Source organism: Microbispora sp. NPDC004025 (genome assembly GCF_053604425.1).
In genome coordinates this window covers 12778-33857 of record NZ_JBSGHN010000024.1, presented here as the reverse complement: position 1 = coordinate 33857, position 21080 = coordinate 12778, and the positions used below count along the sequence as shown (strand labels likewise).

Below are 21080 nucleotides of genomic sequence, written 5' to 3'. Positions count from 1 at the left end.
CCCACCATCCCGCTGCTACTTTCCGTGACGATCCGGAAACCTTCCGTACCATCGATGGAGGAGCAGGAGAGGATGGCGACATGGCCCTCACCAAGCCGATCAAGCACGGCAGGCACGATCATCCCGTCCCGTGCAGGCAGGACGGCCCCGTCCCCGACGATGTCGTCTCGGACGAGCACGAGCCCCCAGACGCCGGACAGCCCGAAGAGTCCCAAGAGCTCCCTGACGAGGTGCTACACCTGTGCGTGCAACTCCACGACGCCGGTTTTCGGGCGGAGATTCGTCTCGGGCAGGTCGTCGTGACGCCGCCCGCGGGAAGGGAGAGCACCTACATCGTCGACAGGCTCTGCGATCTGCTGATCCCGCTGAAGCTGGCGAACGGCTGGCGGTACCACCAGACCTGGGGGGTGCACATCCCGCCGTATCAGGATCTTCGACTGCCCGATCTCATAGTCGCCCCCGACGAGGTCGAGCAGTTCGACGACATGCGCATGCGCGGGCGCTGCGCCCTGCTCGTGGTCGAGGTGTGCTCGCCCGGGACGTACAAGGTCGACTGGCGAGAGAAGCCGCTCGACTACGCGCGGGCGGGCGTGCCGCTCTACCTGATCGTGGACCACGTGACGTCTCCGCGAAGGGTGACGCTGATGAGCGATCCCCTCTCCGACCTGAAGCCCTTCGACTACCACCGGCAGGCGTACCGTCAGATCGTCACCGCCGAAGAGGGCGACGTCCTGGAGCTACCCTGGCCGTTCGGGATCAAGATCGAGACGAGCGCGCTCTTCGGTCAGGCGGTCACTCCTGAGGAACCCGCTGAATGAGCGTGGTGAGGCCGTCCGCGTCGAGGAGATCCACCGGGCGGACGGTCTCGTTCGAGCGGACGTAGTGGAAGGCCGCCCCGACCTTCTCCAGCGGCACCCCGGCCAGCGAGGCCCAGGCCACCCGGTAGGCCGCGAGCTGCACCGACGCGGTCTCGGCGGCCCTGCCGTGCGGCCGCTCACCGGTCTTCCAGTCGATCACCACGTAGCCGTCGCCCTCGCGGAACACCGCGTCCATCCGGCCGCGCAGCAGGCGGTCACCGATCATGGTCTCGAACGGGATCTCCAGGTCGACCGGCTCACGCGCGGCCCACTCGCTCTCCTCGAACCGCTCCTGCAGCTCGGCGAGCTGGACCTCGGTCTCCGACAGCTCGTCGGCGGCGCCGGGCAGCTCCAGGTCGTCGATCAGGCGCTGCTGGCCCCAGCGCGACTCCAGCCAGCGGTGGAAGGTGGTGCCCCTGCGGGCCAGCGGAGCGGGCTTGCGCGGCACCGGCCGCCGCACCTGCCGCGCGAACGCCGCCGGGTCCTGTGCCAGCGTGACCAGCGACGACACCGACAGCCGCGACGGCAGCTCCACGACCGCCCCGGCCCGCCGGCGGTTCGTCTCCCGCTCGCGCAGCAGCAGGTCGGTGTCGCGCGCCCAGGCCCGCATCCGCTCCGACTCCCAGTCCCGGACGAGCGCGTGGTCGCCGGCCGCCGGGGGCGGTGCGTCGCCCATCATCGCCTCCTCCACGAGGCGGGCGCCGTCGAGGATCGCGTCGCGTACGGTGACGGACGGCCACTCGGCCACCGGCGGCTCGGCGAGCAGGGGATTGTCCGGGCTCTCCGGATCCTCGGCCCAGCGGGCGACACGGGCGCCCGCCTCGCGGATCTCCCGGAGGAACTCCGACGGCTCCAGCGGGCGGGACGAGGTGCCCCAGCGGTAGCCGGAGGCGATCAACAGGTAGTGCGCCCTCGTGACCGCGACGTACGCCAGCCGCCGCTCCTCCATCAGGTCGCGGTCGCGGCAGCGCTCCTCGAACGCGCCCAGCGCCTCCCGGTCCAGCCCGGCCAGCTCGGGCAGGTCCGCGCTGTCCCCCCGCAGCGGGTACGGCAGCTTACGCGGGTTCTCCGTCCACCGGGAGTTGGTGACCGGGGTCGCGGGGAACATGCTGCCCTTGATCAGCCCGCCCTTCTGCGAGGTGAGCTGCGACAGGCCCGGAACCACCACGACCGGCCACTCCAGCCCCTTGGAGGCGTGCACGGTCATCAGCTTCACGGTGTTGCTGTCGCCGACCCGCCCGGCCTCCAGGCCGAACTCCTCGCTCTCGGCCGCCTTGAGGTACGCCAGGAACGCGCCGAGCGTCGGGTCCTCCGAGTCGCCGGCGAACCGGGAGGCGGCGTCGAGGAAGGCGTCGAGGTCGGCCCGGGCGGCCATCGGGCTGCCTCCTCTGGCGGCGACCTCCACATCCAGGCTGAGGCGGCGTTCGATCTCGCTGATCAGATCGGGCAGCGGCTGCCCCGCGTGCGCGCGCATCTGGCGCAGCTCCCGGGCGACGGCGGGCAGCCGCATCCGCGCGAGCGGGGAGAACCGCTCCAGCCAGTCGGGCCGGTCGGGCAGCTCGTCGAGCGCGTCGATCAGGCTGCCGCGCTCCTCGGCGAGGTCGGTGACCACCTGGTCGAGCGGGTCCTCCGGGCGCGGCCCGCCCCTGGCCGCCCTGATCTCCTTGTTGAGCTCGCGGGCCAGGTCGCCGAGCACCTTGAGGTCGGCCGGGCCGATCCGCCAGCGCGGCCCGGCGAGCAGCCGGACCAGCGCGTCCCCGGCGGTCGGGTCGTACAACGCGCGCAGGGTCGCCACGATGTCGGCCACCTCGGGCACGGTGAGCAGCCCGCCGAGCCCGACGACCTCCACCGGGACGCCCCGGGCCTCCAGGGCGCGCCGCAGCGCCGGGAACTGCGACCGCTTGCGAGCGAGGATCGCGACGTCCTGCGGCTGTAGGGCGGGGCCGCGCTTGGCCCGCTCGCCCTCACCCCAGGGCAGGCCGTCCGGGGCGCCCTCGCCGTGGAGCATGCCCGCCAGCCCTTCGGCGATCCACTCGGCCTCGTCCTCGGCCGTCTCGTGGAAGGCGCACAGCACCCGCCCCCGGCCCACCCGGTTGCCGCCCGGCACCAGCACCGGCACCTCCCGGGCCTCATGGCGCAAAGGCGCCTGGATGCGGGCGGCGACGCCGAGCACGTGCTCGCCGTTGCGGAAGCTGACCGACAGCCGGCGCACCTGCGCCGGATCTCCGGACGCCGCCGGGAAGTCCCCGGGGAACCGTGAGAGATTGCCCGCACTCGCGCCACGCCAGCCGTAGATCGACTGGCAGGGGTCGCCGACCGCCGTGACCGGGTGGCCCCCGCCGTACAGCGAACGCAGCAGCACGAGCTGGGCGTGGCTGGTGTCCTGATACTCGTCCAGCAGCACGACCGAGAACCGGGACCGCTCGGACGCGCCGACCTCCGGATGCCGGGAGGCGATCCGCGCGGCCAGCGCCATCTGGTCGCCGTAGTCGATGACCTCCCGGGCGCGCTTGAGCCGTTCGTACGCCTCGACCATCGGCAGCAGCTGCTCCCGGACGGCCTGGGTCTCCACCGGCTTGCGCTGGTCCTTCACGATCCGCCCGGTGAGCGAGGCCAGGCGCTCGCGCAGCCAGTCGCCGGTCTCGCGTACGTCCGCCGGTTCGCGCAGGTGCTCGGCCAGCTCTCCGGCCAGGTCCAGCACGGCGGCGGTGACGCTGGGCGGGGACAGGTCCACCCGGTCCATCGGCCCGTCGTACTGGCCGACCACCCGGGCCGCCATCTGCCAGGCGACAGCGGGCGTGACCAGCCGCATGGTGGGCTCGAGCCCCTCCCGCAGCGCGTGGTCGGTCACCAGCCGGGCGGCGTACGCGTGGTAGGTGGAGACCGTCGGCTCGGAGTCGAGCAGCTCGGGCTCGACCAGCCCGGCCGCCGCGAGCCCGGCCAGCCGCCGGCGCACCCGCTCGGCCAGCTCCGCGGCGGCCTTGCGGGTGAAGGTGAGGCCCAGGATCTGCTCGGGCCTGGCCAGGCCGTTGGCCACCAGCCAGACCACCCGCCCGGCCATGGTCTCGCTCTTGCCGGACCCCGCCCCCGCCACGACCACCATCGGCTCCAGCGGCGCCTCGATGACGGCCGCCTGCTCGGGGGTCGGCGGGAGGATCCCGAGCCGGCCGGCCAGCTCACCGGGCGTCAGCACACCTGTCCTCCGTTGTCGTTCACAGGGCAGGCGATCTTAGCGGCACAGGTGCGGCAGCCGTCGTTGACCGTGGCGACGAACACTCCTGCGGACATGCCGGTCGCGACCGTCTTGACCAGGTTCTCCGCCCAGTCGGGCTCGGAGTCGTCGGCGAGCGCCCGCTGCGCCTGCTCCCTGGCGTCCGTCCCCTGGCCCGCGGCCTTGCCCAGGTGCAGCAGGGACGCGCCGCCCGGCTGGACGAGGCCGTGCCGCTCGAACGCGCCGAGCGTCGTCGCGAGCTGGTACACCCCGAGCTGCGGATGCCGGTCGATCTCGGTGTCCTTGGGCCTGCCGCTGCCGGTCTTGATGTCGATGATCACGGCCCGGCCGGCCTCGTCCCGTTCGACCCGGTCCACCCGGCCGGTGATCTGGATGTCGTGCCCCGGCACCCGTACGGTGAACGCCTCCTCCACGGCGACCAGGTCGCGGGGTTTGTCCTTCTGCCAGCGGACGAACCTGTCGACCATTTGCTCGGCGACGCGGCGCTGCTTGCGGTTGAACCACAGCCCGCCGAAGTCGAACTGGTCCCAGATGTCGTCGAGCCGCTTGACGTAGTCGGTGCCGTCCTCGGTGGCCATCGCGGCGATCGCGTGGACGACCGTGCCGAGGCTCTGGGTGACGTTCGAGGACCCGGCCCCGACCGCGGTCTCCAGCATCCAGCGCAGCCCGCACTTGGTGAAGCTCTCCACCGACGACGGCGAGATCTGGACGACGTCGTCGGGCCAGCCGAGCGGCCGGTCGTCGGAGATCGGGGTCAGCGCGTACCACTCGCCGGGGTTGGCGCCGGGCACCCCGGCCTGGGCGAGCCTGGCGAGGTGCGCGGCGGCCTCGCGGCGCACCGCCTCCGGCCTGGTCGTGTCGCACACGGCGGCGCGCAGGTCCGCGACCAGCGCGGGCATGCTGAGCCACCGCGCCCGGTCGTCCACGGTCGCCTCCTCCACGCCGCCGGGCAGCAGCTCCGTGAGGAACCGGGAGGGCCGTTCGTCGGTGTCCTCACCGCCGACGGCGGTGACGACGAGTTTCCCGCGGGCGCGGGTGGCCGCCACGTAGAACAGCCGCCGCTCCTCCGCGAGGAGCTTGGACGCCAGCGCGGCCGTCGCGGCCTGGGTGGTGTCCAGCGCCGAGCCGCCCGCGAACTCCACCAGCGCCTCGGTGCCGAGGAGCGAGCCGCGCAGGCGCAGGTCGGGCCACAGGCCCTCCTGCACGCCCGCGACCACCACCACGTCCCACTCCAGGCCCTTGGACCGGTGCGCGGTCAGGATGCGTACGGCGTCGCCCTCGGGGGCGGACTCTGCCAGCGTGTCGCCGGCGATCTCCTGGGAGGTCAGGTCGTCGAGGAACACCTCGACCCCGGCTTTGGGCAGCCGGTCGGCGAAACGGGCCACGTGGTCGAACAGCGCGACGACGGCGTCGAGGTCGCGGTCGGCCTGCGCTCCTCGCGCCCCGCCCGCGAGGCTGGCCTCCGTCCAGCGGTCCGCGAGCCCGCTGGCCTGCCAGATCTCCCACAGCGTCTCCTCGGCGCCCCGGCCGTGCCGTACGGCTTCGCGGGCGGTGGCGATGAGCCGCGCGAGGCGTTCCGCCGGCGCCGCCACGTGCGGCTCGACACCGGTCAGTTCCCGGGCGTCGCGCAGCGCCGCGACCAGCAGCTCGTCCGACGAGCGCGGATTGAACGGCAGCGCCGGCTGGCCTTCCTCCTGATTCGCGGCCTCGGCGGCGACCGCCTCGTGCTCGGCGATCCGCAGGGCGCGGCGCAGCCGTCGTACGCCGATCATGTCGGTGCCGCCGAGCGGGCCGGTCAGCAGTTCCTCGGCGGTCGCCACGTCGAGCGCGGCCGGCGCGACGGCGATCCGCAGCAAAGTGATCAGTGGCCGGACGCCGGGCTCCTGCACCAGCGGGAGCTCGTCGCCCGCGACCACCACGGGCACCCCGGCGGAGACCAGCGCCCGCCGCAGCAGCGGCACCTGCCGGACGGCGCTGCGCACCAGCACCGCCATCCGCGACCACGGCACCCCGTCGAGCAGGTGCGCCCGGCGCAGCGTGTCGGCCACCACCGCGGCCTCCTGGGTGGCGCTGTCGGCCAGCAGGACCTTCACCTCGCCCGGATCCGCGTCCTCGACCGGAATCAGGTCGCGGTGGCCGCCGGCCCTGTTCTCGTGACCCGGTACGGCCGGGAGGCGGTAGGCGACGCGGCGGGAGGCCTCCAGCAGGGCCGGGCCGCTGCGGCGGCACACGCGCAGCGCGACCACCGGGGCCGGATCGCCGTGCGGCGTCCTGAACCGGTCGGGGAACCGCAGGATGCCCTGCACGTCGGCGCCGCGGAAGCCGTAGATGGACTGGTCGGGGTCGCCCACGGCGATCAGGTCGCGGCCGTCCCCCGCGAGCTGCCCGAGCAGGAACTCCTGCGCCGGGTCGGTGTCCTGGTACTCGTCGACCAGCACCAGGTCGTAGGCGTCCCGCTCGCGCCGCCGCACCTCGCCGTCGGTCAGCAGGCCGGCCGCCTCGCGGATCAGCTCCGAGTAGTCCAGGGCGGGCACCGGATCGAGGTCGAACCGGTCCTGGTAGCGGTAGGAGAACAGCCCGGCGGCCTCCCAGTCGGGCCTGCCGTGCTCGCGGCCCAGCCGCACCAGCGCGTCGCCGTACAGGCCGCGCTCGGCCGCCCGTGACAGGAAGTCGCGCAGCTCCTCGGCGAACCCGCGGGTCTTGAGCAGCTCCCGCATGTCCGGCGGCCAGTGCCGCGCGCCGTCCTCCAGCTCGCCGTGCAGCAGCCGCCGGATCTCCAGCAACTGCTCGGGACCGGTGAGCAGGCGCGGCGGCGGCTCACCGGCCAGCACCGCCTCCCGGCGCAGCAGCGCGTACGCGTAGCTGTGGAAGGTGAGGGCCAGCGGGGTCCTGGTGGTCCTGCGCATCCTGGCGGTGATCCGCTCGCGCAGCTCGCCGGCCGCCTTCCGGCTGAACGTGAGGACGAGCACGCGCTCGGGGTCCACGCCCCGGCGCTCGACCCGGTCGACGACGGTCTCCACGATCGTGGTGGTCTTGCCGGTCCCCGGCCCGGCGAGCACGAGCAGGGGCCCGCTCTCGTGCCCGACGACGGCCCGCTGATGTTCGTCAAGCACGGGAGCCGAACGCCGCCCCACCCCGCCACGCCGTACCAGACGGTAGTTCTGACCACTCACAACACAGCATTCCACCAGATCACTGGTGCAGATCGTGCCCGAATGCCCACTCCGCGTCCTGCTCGGGCGGATCAGACGGCCGCCGCCGCCTCCCGTACGCCCGGTTCGCGGGCCTCGCGGAGCCGGTTCAGTACGCGGCCGGTCGGGGAGGCCGGATCGGCGGTGTACATGACGACCAACAGGTCGGGGTCCCCGGGCAGGACCAGGGTCTCGTACGCGAAGTCCAGGTCGCCGAGCTCCGGGTGGCGCAGCAGCTTGACGCCGAAGGTCTTCTCGGCGACCGGGTGCTCCTCCCACAGCCGGGCGAAATCGGGATCGGCGGACAGGTCGGCGACGAGCGGGCCCAGCAGCGGGTCGTCCGGACGCCTCCCGGCGTACAGGCGCAGATAGGAGATGGTCTCGGCGGCCACGGCCGCCCAGTCGCGGTAGAGCGAGCGCGCCCGCGGCATCAGGAACGTCTGGCGGGCCATGTTGCGCTCGCCGGCGGGCATGTCCGAGAAACCGGTGATCGCGTCGGCGAGGGCGTTCCAGGCGAGCACGTCCATCCGGGGCCCGAGGACGAACGCCGGAACGGAGTCGGCCGCGTCCAGGAGCATCCGCACCCCGGGCCGGACATGGCCGAGGGGAGCCCGCCGGTCGTCCGGTGGCCGGAGGAGGCGGCGCAGGTGCGCCCGCTCGGTGCGGTCCAGGCGTAGCACCCGGGCGACCGCGTCGAGCACCTCGTCGGAGACGTTGCGGACGCGCTCCTGCTCCAGGCGGATGTAGTACTCCACGCTCATGCCCGCCAGCAGTGCGACCTCCTCACGCCGCAGCCCGCTGACACGCCGTCGCCCGTGCGCCGGGAGGCCGGCGTCCTCGGGCCGGATCCGGGCCCGGCGAGAGCGCAGGAACCGTCCCAGATCACCTTCCATAAGGGCCAAGCCTAGTACTGCCGTTACCAGTAAAAGGCGTGCGCTGGGTAGGCCGGGCCCACCCCGCCAGAGTGGCTCTCGTCGAACCGCGAACGTGAAGGAGTCACGATGAGCTACGAGAACCTGGCCGGACGCGTCGCCGTGGTCACCGGGGCCGCCAGCGGCATGGGAGAGGCGACGGCGCGGCTGCTGGCCGCCTCCGGCGCGAAGGTCGCGCTGCTCGCCCGCCGCGCCGACCGGCTGGAGGACCTGGCCCGGAAGATCGCCGCGGACGGCGGCACCGCGCTGGCCGTGACCGTGGACGTCACCCGGGACGACAGCGTGGCCGCCGCCGTCGACCGGATCCACGCCGAGTTCGGCCCCGCCGATCTGGTGGTGAACTCGGCGGGCGTGATGCTGCCCAACCCGATCGACGACGGCCGCGTCGACGAGTGGACGCGGATGCTCGACACGAACATCGCGGGCGTCCTGCGGATCACCAGGGCCTTCACCCCCGACCTGCTCGCGGCGGCGGCCGACGGCCGGACGGCCGACCTCGTCAACATCTCGTCGATCGGCGCCCACCTCGTCTTCCCCGGCTACGCCGTGTACGGGGCGACCAAGGCCGCCCTCAGCCACCTGTCCGCGAACCTGCGCGCGGAGTTCGGCCCGCGTGGCGTGCGGGTGACCAACATCGAGCCGGGCCTGACGGCGACGGAGCTGGGCGACCACGTCGACAGCCCGGAGCTCGGAGGGCAGCTGGCCGGGATGTACGAGGTCATCACGTCCCTGACCGCCGAGGAGATCGCCGACCTGATCGCGTACACGGTCAGCCGGGCCAGGCACGTCAACCTCCGTCAGGTCGTCGTGCTGCCGACGAACCAGGCCTGAGGTCGCGGCGCGCCGGGCGTCCCCCGTCTCAGCCACGCTCAGATGAGCGGCGTAACGGAGACCCCGATCGAAGGAAATGACCTATTGTTCTCGACACGCAAGCGCCCCTGCGCCGCGAATCGCGAGGGCAGGGGCGCTCGTGTGAATCAGAAGTCGAACTCTCCGCTGTTCACGCCGGTGATCAAGGCGCTCCACTCTCTCGATTTACCGACGTCCCAGACCAAATGCGGAAGGAATGCCGTCGGCCGACGTCAGGCCCACAACGCCCAGGTCGGCCCGTAGGTGTTGTTCAGGTAGGAGCAGCTGTAGGAGGTCCACCATCCCCACTGGATGCCGAGGTTTCCGCCATTCAGGCAGTCGGAGTAGAGGTAGTAGACGTACCTGATGCTGTCGGCCTGCGCGGGGGCCGTCCCCACCGACAGTGTCAGACCGGCGGCCAGCGCCGCGGTGACGGCCAGCGATCGAGCTTTGCCCATCGAATCTCCTCGGAATTCGTGACGGACATCTCAGAAATCATGACAGCGCCGCCCGCTCCCGACGAGCCTCCAAGTTTTCGCGGCCCTTCGACGGAATGGTGAGCCTGCTACGGACCACCGGAAAGCCTGGGGATCGGTGAAACATTCACGTGTAGGACGCCGATCCAATACGACGAGCGCCCGGGCCGGTCGTGGTGAAAGAAAGCACACCCGTTAGGAGGAAACCGTATCCGGGGTGCGCGGCCGGGTGACTCGGGCCCGGACGAGGCCGATGAGCGAGGGACCGCCCCGCAAGCACCACAGGGCGATGACGGGATCACAGATGGCACAGCCGAAGGACGAGTCATGGGCGAAGGGAATGATCGGGCTGCCCTTGAGGTGATGCAGGATGTCCCATCCGGTGTGCAGCAGCCAGGCGATCCCGATGAACGTCCACGACTCCAGACCGCGGTAGGCGCAGTACGCGACGAGGGCGGTGAAGGGGAACTCCCAGCCGCCGAGGCCCCCGCCGCTGAGGTAGGCGGCTCCCGCTCCGGCCACCATGATGGCGTTGAAGCGACGGCGATGCGGTTCGGGGATCAACGACATCAGCACGGCGTAGGCGAGGCCGATCAGGATCGGCATGACGAGACTCATGATCGTGCGGCTCTCTGAAGTGGCTGTCGTGATGGCGCGAGCGGACAGCCGGCACCGCGGATGGTGACGGCGGACCCGCGTCGGAAAGCCAACCAGTCAGCCGGCGCGTCTCCCCAGAGGTATTGGCGCCAGATGCCGACGGGATATCGCCAGGCGTCGGGGCACCCCCGGAGTGGTCCGCTACGCGGAGGGACGCGCCTTGTCGGCTACGCCCCCGAGGGGGACGTCGCGCAGGCTCAGCAACAGGAGGAAGGCGCAACCGCCCACGAGCGCGATGTCGGCGACATTGCCGACGAACAGGCCGCCGTAGTCGATGAAGTCCACGACATGGCCCCGGGCGAAGGCGGGCGGGCGGAAGAGGCGGTCGAGCAGATGGGATGTGGCGCCCCCGAGCAACGCACCCAGCACGACGGTCCAGGCCGGCGACCCCAGCCGCCGCCCGACGTGCAGGATGCCGGCGACCGCGGCGGCCGCCGTCAGGGTGAACACCCACGTCACACCCTCGCCGATCGAGAAGGCGGCGCCAGGGTTCAGCAACAGCCGCAACCGGATAAGCTGCGGGATCACCGTGATGCTCTCACCGTTCGAGAGCGCGGAGATCGCCCAGAACTTGGAGACCTGGTCCAGGAGAAGGACCATCGCGGCCAGGACGAGCATCCGCCCATATGGCCGCATACCTGGTCTCATCTCCTGCGAACCTCGTCCGTCCGACACCCTTACCCCGCAATCCGCGACGTTCTCGGCCTCGCTCAGGACGTGAAGACGTGGTCGATGACGCGCGCGGTGGCCTTGCCGTTGTCGTGCGGCGCGTAGGTCCGCACGAATGCCGCGTAGCGATCGGCCAGCTTGGCGGTCACCGTGTCGATGTTCCGCAGGGCCTCGACGACCTCGGGCGAGGTCTCCAGGCGCGGCCCCGGACGCTGGGACTCCAGGTCGAGGTACAGCCCGCGGGACGAGCGGTACTTGCCCAGGTCCGGCGTGAACAGCACGACCGGCCGCCCGGTCGCCACGAAGTCGAACATCACCGACGAGTAGTCGGTGACGAGCACGTCGGCGATCAGCAGCAGGTCGGCGGTGTCGGGGTAGGTCGTCACGTCGATCGCGAACCCGTCGTGCGCGTTGACGTGCGGGAAGGCCTGCATCATGTGGCCGCGCACCAGCACGACGTGGTCGGCGCCGAGCGCCCGCTTCGCGTCGGTCAGGTCGAGCTTGACCACGGCGTTCCTGCGGTCGTAGTCGCGATAGGTCGGCGCGTACAGGACGACCCGCTTGCCCTCGGGGATGCCGATCCGGCGCCTGATCTCCGCGGCCAGCGCGTCACGGTCGCCGCAGACGAGCAGGTCGTTGCGCGGGTAGCCCGACTCCAGGATCTCACCCTCGTAGCCGAAGGCCTTGCGCAGCACGCCCGACGCCCACGGGCTCTGCGACAGCAGCACGTCCCAGCCGCGCACCTCCACGGCCTGGCGGTGCCACACCGGAGGCCGGGGCTCGCGCTTCATGTGGGCCTGGTCGCGGCCGATGTGCTTGACCGGCGTGCCGTGCCAGGTCTGCAGGCACACCTGGTCCTCGCGGGTGCGGAACCACTGCGGCAGGAAGCCGTTGGAGACTACGTAGCGGGCGCGGGCCAGCGCCTCGTAGTGCTCCCGGCTGCCCTCGCGGACGACCGTGGGCGTCACGCCGTCGCCGAGGCCGAGCTCGCGCGAGCCCGGCGGCACGAACGCGCCGTCCCTGACGACCCAGATGTGCTCGCTCTCGTCGCCGCGCCGCACCCGCTCCTCGTAGATGGCACGCGGATTGTCCGAGTACGCGCGGCCGTCGAAGGAGACGTAGACGGTGGCCTCCCGCAGCGGCCGGGCCCGCTCGGCGGGGTAGAAGGTGCGGCTGAGCGCCCACACGCCCGCCGCGCTCCGCTCGTCACCCGGCCGGTCCTCGGCCGCCAGCAGCACCGGCACGTCGTAACGGGTGGCGACGAACCGGTAGACCCGGCCGCCGATGGTCCGCGGGCTCTCGTCCAGGGCGTCGAGACCGGCGTGGTCGAACCGGGCGGGCACCATGGCGGGCCCGTACCTGCCGGGCGGGGCCAGGGAGATGTTCCAGCTGCCCTCGGCCAGCGGCACGGCCGACCCGAAGCGGGGCATCGCGCCGGGCGACAGCCGCACGGTGAACCGCTCGCCGTCGCGCTCGACCGGCACGCGGATCGTGAGCCCGCCCCGGTGCCGCAGCACGAGCTCGCGCGGGCCCTGATCGGGGTCGGGATAGCGGCCGGTGAGCGTGATCGACTCCTCGTGCCACTCGGCCGCGGTGATGACGGGCAGGATCTTGTGACCGGAGATGACGACCCGGTCGCGCCGGTCGCCCTGCACCGTGACCTCGCGCTCGCCCACGAGGAGACGGGTCTCCTCCGCGCCCTCCAGCATCACGGCCGCGGCCGGATCGCCCTTGGGCTCGACCCACAGCCGCCGGGACTCCGCGTTGAGCAGGGTGCCGACCGCGAGCGACAGGGAGAAGCGGCTGCCGCCCTCGACCGGGGTGAAGTCGGCCGACATGCGGTGTCCGCCGACGCGGGCCTTGCCCTTGGTTATGGGCCGGCCCGGCAGGAAGCCGGTGAGCTCGACGCTGTCGCCGTTCAGCCGCACACCGGTCAGCTGGGCGCGGGTCGGCTGGTAGACCACCTGCAGCGCCTTGTCGGAGGTCCACACGGGCCGCACCCACCAGCGCGAGCGCACCTGCAGCCCGGCCGGGCGCTCGGTGCGGCCGATCACGGGACCGCGCAGCACGCCCTTGGCGCGGGCGGCGCGGCTCCAGATCACGATCTCGGCCCGCCAGGTGGTGGTGTCCTGGACGATGTGGCGGCGGCGCAGCACCCGCTTCGTGCCGCGCACCAGGGCCCGCACTCCGGCACGCCAGCGCAGGGCGAAGGGGTGGACTTCGGCCGTGAAGCCCGCCCAGTCGTAGTTGCACCCGGGCTCACGGGCCGCGTGGGTGGCCTCCGGGCGGTAGGTCCTGCGGGTCCTCATCCGGACCCGGGGCAGCCACCGGGGGCCGTGCAGCACGACCGTGGCGCGGTTGAAGCGGCCGCTGCGGACCGACAGGCCCGCGATGTAGGCGTGCCCGGTCACCCGCAGGCGGTTGCCCGCCCAGGTGATGTCGTCGATCTGCGTGACCGGCACGAGGTCGGCGGCCCGCAGGCGCAGCAGCGAGGGGTCGGCGACCTCGACCGGCAGGTCGGCGTACCACCGCAGGCCCCGCCGGACCCGGCGGGAGGGCTCGGCCGCCGCGGCGGCGAGCTTGCTCAGCGCGTCGCTCTCGGCGAGTTCGCCCGGGTCCTGGGTCTCGATCAGATGGCAGGCCACCCGGCGCCCGACCGGAAGCTCGCGCTTGACCTTCGGGTCGACCTCCGCGAGGTATGGCCGGAGCACGTCGATGGCCTGACGGCGGCGGGCGGGCCCGCGCTTGGCCGCGGCGTCGAGGCGCAGACCGAGGGGACCGGCGATCGCCTCACGGTCGACCTCCCGGCGCTGCGCGGGGCTGAGCCCCTCCGCTCGTACGAGCGCGACAAGCGCGTCTATCGGCTCGCCCCGGTCGTAAAGCTCCTGGACAGCCCGCAGTCGCTCGGCGACGGCATCGCTCGTGGGTGCGGGTGTCATACGGGAGGCACCACCCTTCGCCAGACCTGTGTTCAGAAAATGGTAATGCCCTCTGAACACTGCCGGACCTGACTCGGGCAAGCCTGTGGATTTCCTGTGAATCACCGGGTGACACCCCTGTGGCACGGGGTGACGAGCGGCACTACGCGGGGACGGAGAGGGTCGTCCGACCGATCACGGTGCGGCTTGTCATGCCACCGGTAAGGGCCGCGGGAGGGCTACGGTGACGACCACGACGGTCAGGCGCGGCCGTCCCAGCGCGCCGCGCGCATGTCGGCCCTGGCGCCGCGGACCGGGGTGCCTTCGTCGCGCCAGCGGGCCAGGCACTCGGCCTCCAGACCGGCGGCGGGGGTGCCGTCGGCGTGGATCACCCGCCACCACGGCACGGCTCCGCCCCACAACGACATGACACGGCCGACCTGCCGGGGGCCGCCCTCACCGAGATACTCGGCGACGTCCCCGTACGACATCACCTTGCCGCGCGGGATCCGCTCGACCAGGTCGAGCACCCGCTCCGCGTACGGCGGCGGCTGGCCGCGGCCGTCTCTCAAGCGCTCCACTCTGTGGGCCCGGCCGCGATGATCTCTTCGAGCTTGCCGAACTCGTACGTCGACGATCCGTTGATCTGCTCGACGACGCCGTTCCTGATGCCGTACGCCTCGCCGTCCTCGCCCAGGAGCCGGGCGCCCATGAGGTCGGTGAGACGGGCCAGCTGGGCGACCTGCCAGTCCGATCCCGGCTGGCCGAAGAGCCGGCCCGACCAGGTCGCGACCGGGTGCACGGAGTCGCCGTGGCGCGCGACGATCTCGCCCGCCTCGTGCGACCCGCGCAGCTCGAATCCGGCCTGCGCCGAAACGCTCGCGAGTTCGGCGTAGGCGAGCGGTGCATCACGCTCTACGCGCAGCTCGTACCCCATGAGCCGCGACCTTAGCGAAACTTGACCCGGCCGTGTCACCGGAAACAGCAACATCGGGAGTACCGCGTCCGAAATGCTGCGAAACGGCTGCCAACATGTGATCACCGGCGACATCCGGTCATCGGCGCAGCAGCGCGAGCGCGCCGAGGCAGAAACCGCCTGTTCCAAGCAGAACGGCGATGCCGTAGATCCAGAGCCTAACCGGATCCGGCCCCGGGCGCGCGGGGCCCTGCGATACCGGGCCCTTGCCGAAGTGCGCGTCGTCCTGGACCGCCGAGGCGGGACCGTATCCGGTCAGCTCTCCGGCCTTCCGCAGGGCCGCCGCCGCGTCCACTACGCCGAATCCGATTTTGTCGTCATAACCCGCGGCCGGGTGGGGCCGGGATGTCGAGGTCAGCGCGCGCGACACCAATTCCGGCGGCAAATCCGGATATTTAGCCTTTATCAGTGCAATAGTTCCCGCGACGATCGCGCTGGCCACTCCGGTCCCCGAAACGGTCCCGTGGCGGCCGCCGGCGAGAGCGGCCGGCACCCGGTCTCCCGGCGCGGCGACCAGGACCGAGAGGTTGTCGCTGCTGCCCGCGGTCTTGGCGCCCCGGCGGTCGGCGGCGGCGACGCCGATGACCCCGGGGTAGCCCGCGGGAAAGCCCCAGTAGGAGGTGCCGTTCTGCCGGGCATAGGGCGACCGGCCCGCGTCCCCCGCGGCCGCAACGAGCACGACGCCCCTGGCCAGCGCGAAGGAGACGGCGTCCCGCTCCGCGCGGTCCACGGCGTACACAGGGACGGGCAGGCAGATGACTTTGGCTCCCCGGCCGATCGCGTAGCGGATGCCGCGCGCGATCGGGCTGTCCTGCGACTCCCCCGCCGCGCCCTCGGGATCGACGGAGCCGCCCTGCGGCCGCCGGGCCACCACGGGCAGGGACAGCACCCGCGCCTCCGGCGCGACTCCGGAGATCCCCCCGCCGCGCCCGCTCCCGGCGATCACGGAGGCCATCGCGGTCGCGTCGTCGCCCGACTGCGCAGTCTCGTCGCCGAACGTCGTGCCCGTCATGTCCGGCCCGCGCTCGGCCCGGCCGCCCAGCTCGGGCACGCCGGTGTCGGGCTGCCCGGCGCCGAGCAAGGCGACGGTCACGCCCGCGCCCTTGCTGACCTTCCACGCGGCGGCGGCGCCGACGGCGTCGAGCGCCCATGTCGCGTCCTCGCCGCCCGGCGCCGCCGCCCAGGCCGCCGGCCCGGCCCCCAGCAGGACGGCCGTCAGCGCCGCGCAGGCGGAGGCCGGCCTCAGCACACGTTCCCCTGAGTGCAGCGGGGAACGTCCGGGGGCTCTCCGAGGGCGCGCGCGATGCGCCCGGCCACGGTCTCGGCCGCGGGCCACATCTCGCTGTTCACCTGTTCCTCCAAGGGGACGGAGGCACGAGTCCTGCCGTCGGTGTACCCCGCCGTGGAGAAGACGATGTACGGCCCCGCGCCCACCCATCCGGTGCGCTGGCGCTGGGCCGCGCCGAAGGTGTCGGTGACCGTGCCGGGGAAGGCCACCGGCCGTACGCCCACCCGGTCGTCCACGGGCAGTTCGCCGGCCGCGTCGGTGCGGGCCTGCTCGCTCGGCAGCACGGCGACGCCCACGGTGACGGCGAACGTCGAGGTCTGGTCGACGTAGGTGGCGCGCAGCATGGTCTGGCAGCCGTACTTGCGCAGCACCGACGCCACCGGCGAGTCGGCCGCGGCCCCGCACGCCGCCTCGGGGGCGATGCCGACCCGGTGCGCGTACTGCTGCGCGCGGCCGAGCGCCGTGTAGGGAAGTTCCTCGGGGAAGACCATCCCGGCGGGCCACGCGCGCCATCGCCGGGCCACGTCCTCGGCCACGTAGCGGGCGCGCTCGGCGTCGGTGAGCGGCCGGGACCTGTTCTCCTGGATCAGCCCGACCGATCCCAGCAGCACGTTCACCGCCGCGACCGCGAGCACGACGCCCATGATCGTGAGATAGAGCGAGCGGAAGCGGACGCCGCGCTCGAGTTCGGCCCGTTCCCTGGCCGCCAGTGCGGCGGCGGCGCGCCCTCTGGACGCCGTCCAGGGCCGCGCTCGGGCGCGGCGGGCGGACGCGCCGAGCGGCAGTGCCCGCGGGCCCGCCCGCCGGAGACCGGACGGCGTCCGTGCCGTCTTCGGGGTGCGGGACTGCTCGGGCGGCATACCTCGATGCTACGTCGGCAGGCCCGTCGGCCAAGGAGCCGGCGGCAGCGCGTCGTCCTCCTCCCGCTGCCGTCTGCGCGCCCGCCGCGTGAGCACGAGCAGGACGGCCACACCCGCGCCGGAGCCGGTGAAGGCGCCGAGCGCGATGCCGCCGTAGAGGAGGATCGCGCCGGTGTCGCGCTGGACGACCATGATCGGGTCATGCTCCTCGGCTGCGGAGCGGACGGGACGCGAGGGACTCTGCACACCGGCCCCCGACGCCGTGGCGCTGTGGCGGGCGAGGGTGGCCGCGACGCTCAGCGCCCGGTACGCGTTGACGACCCCGAATCCGGTGCCGGTGTTGTACGGCCCCCGGCGGGCCGGCGACGACGTGAGCGCCTGCGCGACGAGGGCGGGCGACATGCGGGGGTAGCGCGACTTGATCAGCGCGGCGACGCCGGAGACGAGCGCGGTCGCCTGGGAGGTCCCCCGGCCGACCCAGTACTCGTCGCCCGGCCCGGCCCCGAGGACGTCGACGCCCGGGGCGGCCACCATGACCGAGGAGTTGCGGTTGGAGAACGAGGCCCGCCGCAGCGTGGACGTGACGGCGGCCACCGAGATCACACCGGGGATCGAGGCGGGGTAGGAGTACGGCGCAGTCCGCTTGCCGGCACCGTCGTTGCCCGCCGCCGCGACGAGGACGACGCCCTTGGAGATCGCGTAGCGGATCGCCGTGCGCTCGTCCTTCGTGGGCATGTCCTTCGACAGCGACAGGTTGATGACCTTCGCGCCGTGGTCCACGGCGTACCGGATGCCCTTGGCGACCACGGCCTCGTACCGCGTGTCGGAGTTGAACGTGCGGAACCCGGGCTCCTCGTCCTCCAGGATCACGCGTACGGACAGCACCTTGGCCTCCGGCGCGATGCCGATGATGCCGTCGGCGCCGCCCGGGCCGTGCCCGTGCCCGGCGATGAGCGAGGCCATGTACGTGCCGTGCAGGCGCACCGGCTGCACCCCGCGCGGGTTCGCCCCGACGGTGAAGTCCCTTCCGGTGACGACCGACCCGGCGAGGTCGCGGTGGTCGGGATCGACGCCGGAGTCCAGGACCGCGACGGTGACGCCCCTGCCCCTGGTCAGCCGCCAGGCGTCGTCGACGTCGAGGGTGCGCAGCACGTCCTGCTGGCTGAGCCGTACGTCGTCGGCCCCCGCCGGGCCTGGGGCGAGGAACGCGCCGGCGGGCAGGGCGAGCAGCGCCGCGGCCGACGCGGCCAGGGCCTTGCGCCGCAGCGCGGTCAGCATCGCCACTCCTTGGCGGTGCAGTCCGGGGACGCCGGGGCGGTGAGGATCTCGCCGACCTTCTCGGCCAGATCCTCGGTGAACGAGAACATGGTGTCCCGCTGCTCCCCGAGCGCACGTGCCGGACGCCCGTCGACCTGCCCCGCCGTCGTCATGACGAGGTACGGCCCGGCCGCCCGCAGGGTCAGCGCCTGGCGTCCGCCCGCCGTGAAGCGGTCGGTCACCGTGCCGGGGAACGCGAGGGCGCGCAGCCCGGGGGCGGCCGACCCGTCGCTCGGGAAGATGGGGATGGCCGAGCGCGCCCCGAGCGCGTCGGGGAAGGCCGCAACGCCGATCGTCACCACGATGCCCTGCAGGGCGTCGAGGTAGGTGGCCCGCAGGATCGCCCGGCAGCCGGCCGCTCTCATCTGGCCGGCGATGGCCGCGTCGACGGCGCCGCGGCAGTCGGTGCGCGAGGAGATGCCCACCCGCCGCGCCAGCTCACGCCCGCCCTGCTCGCTCGTGTAGACCAGCGTGGCGGGGAAGATCCGGCCGGCCGGCCAGCGCTCCCATCGCAGCGCCGTCTCGGCCGCCTGGGCCTCGCGCAGCTCGGCGGCGCTCGGTCCTCTGGTCAGTTCGGCGACGGCGGCGCTGGCCGCGATCCCGCCGACGATCGCGAGGACGAGGGTGATCGCGGAGGCCACGGCCACGGCCGGCCAGGTCCGCGTCTCGCCCACTGCGCCTCCGTTCCCGTCGTGGCCTCCCTCCTTCAGTGACCTTAACGCGACCTACCGACCGGCATCCCCACAAATGTCATGGAAAGTACTTGACGCTTCGGAAAGTAGAAAGTACTTTCCATGATGGAAAGTGAAGCGAGAGGAGCCCCCCATGAACCCCGAGGAAGCGGCTCAGAGCCTGGCGGCGATCCGGCAGACCCAGGCGAAGGCCGTCAGATCCCAGCCCTGGTTCCCGGCCTGGTACGCCGTCGGGGTCGGGCTGTTCGTGACCGGCGTGCAGTTCGTCACCGAGCCGGGCACTCCCGTTCCGGTGACGGTGATCACGGGTGTCCTGCTGTGCGCCGGCATGGGCGCGCTGATCGCCGTCTTCATCCGGACGCGCACGATGACGACCCACCGCAGTCTCATGCGCGCGGACGCCCTCGCGGTCTTCGCCGTCTGGCTCTTCGTGAGCATCGGGATCTGCCTGGCCGTCGCCTTCCGCCTGAGCGCGGCCGAGGTGGCCTACGCCCGCACCTACGGCGGCCTCGCCATGACGGGGTTCCAGCTCGTCATCGGGCCCTTCGTCGGGCGCTGGGTCTCCGCGCTGCTCGCCCGCGGGATCGAGAACCGCTGATGGAGCTCGATCCGGTCATCCACGCGCCGACCCGGCTGCAGATCGTCTCGCTGCTCGCGGCGGCCGAGGAGGCGGAGTTCGGGTTCGTCCGCGACACCGTCGGCGTCAGCGACTCCGTCCTGTCCAAGCACGGCAGCGCGCTGGAGACCGCCGGGTACGTCACCGTACGCAAGGGCTACGTGGGCAAGCGGCCCAAGACGTGGTTCAAGCTCACGGAAGAGGGACGGGCGGCCTTCACCGCGTACGTCGAGAACCTGCAGCGCCTCGTCGCGCCCAGCGGCCTCACGGTCGTGCCGGACAGGCACGAATAGCACGAAGACGGCGCGTCACGACGACGGCCGCCGCCTCGCGCAGAGGCGGCGGCCGTCGTCGGTTCGCGTCAGTAGGTCGGCAGGCTGGGGTCGACCGTCTTGATCCAGCTCAGCACGCCGCCGCCCACGTGGACGGCGTCGGAGAAGCCGGCGTTCTTGAGGACCGCGAGGACCTCGGCCGAGCGGGCGCCCGACTTGCAGTGCAGCACGATCTTCTTGTCCTGCGGCAGCGTCTCCAGGGCCGAACCGTTGAGGAACTCGCCCTTGGGGATCAGCACGGCGCCGGGGATGTTGACGATCTCGTACTCGTTCGGCTCGCGGACGTCGATGAGCATGATCTCCTCGCCCCGCTCGCGCATCGCCACGAGCTCGGCCGCGGTGATCGTGCTGCCGGCGGCGGCCTGCTGCGCCTCGTCCGAGAGCGTGCCGCAGAACGCCTCGTAGTCGATCAGCTCGGTGATCGACGGGTTCTTGCCGCACAGCGGGCACTCGGGGTCCTTGCGGACCTTGACGTCCCGGTACTTCATCTCGAGGGCGTCGTAGATCATCAGGCGGCCGACGAGCGGCTCGCCGACGCCGGTGATGACCTTGATCGCCTCGTTCACCTGGATGGAGCCGATCGACGCGCACAGCACGCCGAGGACGCCGCCCTCGGCGCAGCTCGGGACCATGCCGGGCGGCGGGGGCTCGGGGTAGAGGCAGCGGTAGCAGGGACCGTGCTCGGCCCAGAAGACGCTGGCCTGCCCGTCGAACCGGTAGATGGACCCCCACACGTACGGCTTGCCCAGCAGCACCGCCGCGTCGTTGACCATGTAGCGGGTGGCGAAGTTGTCCGTGCCGTCCACGATGAGGTCGTAGCCGGAGAAGATGTCCATCACGTTGTCGGTCGTGAGAGCGACGTTGTGAATGATGACGTTGACCAGCGGGTTGATCTCACGCACGCTCGCGGCGGCGGACTCGGCCTTCAGGCGGCCCACGTCCGACTGCCCGTGGATCACCTGGCGCTGCAGGTTCGACTCGTCCACGACGTCGAAGTCGACGATGCCGAGCGTCCCGACCCCGGCCGCGGCCAGGTACAGCAGCGCGGGAGAGCCCAGGCCGCCCGCGCCCACACACAGCACCTTGGCGTTCTTCAGGCGCTTCTGACCCGCCATGCCGACGTCGGGGATGATCAGGTGGCGCGAGTAGCGGCGCACCTCGTCGACCGTCAGCTCTGCTGCCGGCTCTACCAGCGGTGGCAACGACACAGTTCCACTC

At 72.4% G+C, this 21080-nt stretch carries 18 protein-coding genes; 4 read left to right on the top strand and 14 right to left on the bottom strand.

What is annotated here, in order from left to right; all coding sequences use genetic code 11:
- Positions 1–80 precede the first annotated feature (80 nt).
- Complete coding sequence (locus ACWEQG_RS37110; protein ID WP_452292104.1) at positions 81–818, top strand: Uma2 family endonuclease; 738 nt, start codon at positions 81–83, stop codon at positions 816–818.
- Here ACWEQG_RS37110 and ACWEQG_RS37105 read toward each other — a convergent pair.
- The 3 genes from ACWEQG_RS37105 to ACWEQG_RS37095 all read right to left on the bottom strand — a co-directional run bounded on the left by ACWEQG_RS37105 (position 793) and on the right by ACWEQG_RS37095 (position 8173).
- Positions 793–4050, bottom strand: coding sequence for an ATP-dependent helicase (locus ACWEQG_RS37105; protein ID WP_452292102.1), 3258 nt, complete (start codon positions 4048–4050; stop codon positions 793–795). The genes ACWEQG_RS37110 and ACWEQG_RS37105 overlap by 26 nt on opposite strands.
- On the bottom strand, positions 4044–7202 hold the full coding sequence (locus tag ACWEQG_RS37100; protein ID WP_452292100.1) for an ATP-dependent helicase: 3159 nt from the start codon (positions 7200–7202) through the stop codon (positions 4044–4046). Before ACWEQG_RS37100 ends, ACWEQG_RS37105 begins: the two co-directional genes overlap by 7 nt.
- Before the next feature lie 131 nt (positions 7203–7333).
- The gene (locus ACWEQG_RS37095; RefSeq protein WP_452292098.1) at positions 7334–8173 is read right to left on the bottom strand and encodes a helix-turn-helix transcriptional regulator; all 840 of its coding nucleotides are present in this window, start codon (positions 8171–8173) and stop codon (positions 7334–7336) included.
- Between the two features lie 108 nt (positions 8174–8281).
- Here ACWEQG_RS37095 and ACWEQG_RS37090 point away from each other — a divergent pair, with 108 nt between their 5' ends.
- Positions 8282–9043, top strand: coding sequence for an SDR family oxidoreductase (locus tag ACWEQG_RS37090; protein WP_452292096.1), 762 nt, complete (start codon positions 8282–8284; stop codon positions 9041–9043).
- 251 nt (positions 9044–9294) lie between these two features.
- On the opposite strand, the gene ACWEQG_RS37085 is transcribed toward ACWEQG_RS37090, so the two are convergent.
- From ACWEQG_RS37085 to ACWEQG_RS37040, 10 genes are all read right to left on the bottom strand, one after another.
- Positions 9295–9519, bottom strand: a complete 225-nt coding sequence (locus tag ACWEQG_RS37085) for a hypothetical protein (RefSeq protein WP_363462190.1) — start codon at positions 9517–9519, stop codon at positions 9295–9297.
- A 213-nt stretch (positions 9520–9732) separates the two neighbouring features.
- A complete protein-coding gene (locus ACWEQG_RS37080) occupies positions 9733–10155 on the bottom strand; it encodes a DUF6010 family protein (protein WP_363462188.1) in 423 nt (140 codons plus the stop codon).
- 180 nt (positions 10156–10335) lie between these two features.
- On the bottom strand, positions 10336–10830 hold the full coding sequence (locus ACWEQG_RS37075; protein ID WP_452292094.1) for a signal peptidase II: 495 nt from the start codon (positions 10828–10830) through the stop codon (positions 10336–10338).
- Positions 10831–10904: 74 nt separating this feature from the next.
- A complete protein-coding gene (locus ACWEQG_RS37070; RefSeq protein WP_452292092.1) occupies positions 10905–13802 on the bottom strand; it encodes a CDP-glycerol glycerophosphotransferase family protein in 2898 nt (965 codons plus the stop codon).
- 239 nt (positions 13803–14041) lie between these two features.
- Complete coding sequence (locus tag ACWEQG_RS37065; RefSeq protein ID WP_452292090.1) at positions 14042–14353, bottom strand: MGMT family protein; 312 nt, start codon at positions 14351–14353, stop codon at positions 14042–14044.
- Positions 14350–14718: a hypothetical protein gene (locus ACWEQG_RS37060; protein ID WP_363462180.1), complete on the bottom strand. Its 369-nt coding sequence runs from the start codon at positions 14716–14718 to the stop codon at positions 14350–14352. The genes ACWEQG_RS37065 and ACWEQG_RS37060 overlap by 4 nt, the downstream gene beginning before the upstream one ends.
- Before the next feature lie 118 nt (positions 14719–14836).
- Positions 14837–16006, bottom strand: a complete 1170-nt coding sequence (locus ACWEQG_RS37055; protein ID WP_452292088.1) for a S8 family serine peptidase — start codon at positions 16004–16006, stop codon at positions 14837–14839.
- Complete coding sequence (locus ACWEQG_RS37050) at positions 16000–16905, bottom strand: hypothetical protein (protein WP_452292086.1); 906 nt, start codon at positions 16903–16905, stop codon at positions 16000–16002. The genes ACWEQG_RS37055 and ACWEQG_RS37050 overlap by 7 nt, the downstream gene beginning before the upstream one ends.
- Before the next feature lie 9 nt (positions 16906–16914).
- Positions 16915–18183 (bottom strand): S8 family peptidase, encoded by a 1269-nt coding sequence (locus ACWEQG_RS37045; RefSeq protein WP_363462174.1) that lies wholly within the window; start codon positions 18181–18183, stop codon positions 16915–16917.
- Entirely contained in the window at positions 18177–18896 is a 720-nt protein-coding gene (locus ACWEQG_RS37040) for a hypothetical protein (RefSeq protein ID WP_452292084.1), read from the bottom strand. Before ACWEQG_RS37040 ends, ACWEQG_RS37045 begins: the two co-directional genes overlap by 7 nt.
- Positions 18897–19047: 151 nt before the next feature.
- On the opposite strand from ACWEQG_RS37040, the gene ACWEQG_RS37035 reads away from it, so the two are divergent.
- Positions 19048–19512 carry a hypothetical protein gene (locus ACWEQG_RS37035; protein WP_452292082.1) on the top strand — a complete coding sequence of 155 codons (465 nt, stop codon included), beginning with the start codon at positions 19048–19050 and terminating at the stop codon, positions 19510–19512.
- Positions 19512–19823 carry a winged helix-turn-helix domain-containing protein gene (locus ACWEQG_RS37030; RefSeq protein WP_363462169.1) on the top strand — a complete coding sequence of 104 codons (312 nt, stop codon included), beginning with the start codon at positions 19512–19514 and terminating at the stop codon, positions 19821–19823. The genes ACWEQG_RS37035 and ACWEQG_RS37030 overlap by 1 nt, the downstream gene beginning before the upstream one ends.
- A gap of 68 nt (positions 19824–19891) precedes the next feature.
- On the opposite strand, the gene moeZ is transcribed toward ACWEQG_RS37030, so the two are convergent.
- The gene (gene moeZ, locus ACWEQG_RS37025; RefSeq protein WP_363462167.1) at positions 19892–21070 is read right to left on the bottom strand and encodes an adenylyltransferase/sulfurtransferase MoeZ; all 1179 of its coding nucleotides are present in this window, start codon (positions 21068–21070) and stop codon (positions 19892–19894) included.
- Positions 21071–21080: the final 10 nt, after the last annotated feature.